Raw genomic sequence first — 628 nt, forward strand, 5'->3', positions numbered from 1 at the left:
GCCGGGAAGCTGCTGGTGAAGGTGATGCGCCGGGCTGGGCTGAAGCCCGAGAGGGGACGTCTCGGCCCCCGCATTCATGATCTTCGCCACTCGTTCGTGGCCAATCGCATGTTGGCGTGGTACCGCGAGGGCATCAATCCGCAGCAACGGCTGCCCTATCTGGCGAGCTACCTCGGACACAAGGACATCCACTCGACGCTGGTGTACCTGACGGTCACACAGGAGTTGTTGCAACAGGCGAGCGAGCGCTTCAGGGCCTACGCCGCACACACACTGCACGCCACCTTGGGAGAACAATCATGAAGCCAGCCAACCCGTTCCCCGGACTGCTACACGCCTTCTTCTACGAGCGGCTGGTCCAGCAGCTCAACGTCTCGCCGCACACGGTGAGGTCCTACCGTGACACGTGGCGGCTGTTTCTACGCTTTGCCGCCGAGCGGCACAACCGAACCGTCGCCAAACTGACCCTGGCGGATCTCACTGCAAACGAGGTAGCAGCGTTCCTGCTCAACAGTGAGCAGGCGCGTGGGGTCTCGGTCGGGACACGCAACTGCCGGCTCGCAGCGCTGCGAAGCTTCTACAGCTTCGTTGCCGAGCGCGAGCCGGCGGCTGTCGCCCAATGCGCCTC

At 63.9% G+C, this 628-nt stretch carries 1 protein-coding gene and 1 pseudogene; both read left to right on the forward strand.

Features of this window, described 5'->3' with window-relative positions:
• Window positions 1–303, forward strand: a pseudogene (locus ACXJ3V_RS20345) (hypothetical protein); the annotation flags it as partial.
• A partial coding sequence (locus ACXJ3V_RS20350; RefSeq protein ID WP_457102172.1) for a site-specific integrase occupies window positions 300–628 on the forward strand: 329 nt, incomplete at its 3' end. The pseudogene ACXJ3V_RS20345 and the gene ACXJ3V_RS20350, both read left to right, overlap by 4 nt.

Source organism: Microbacterium sp. P5_E9, assembly GCF_054049175.1.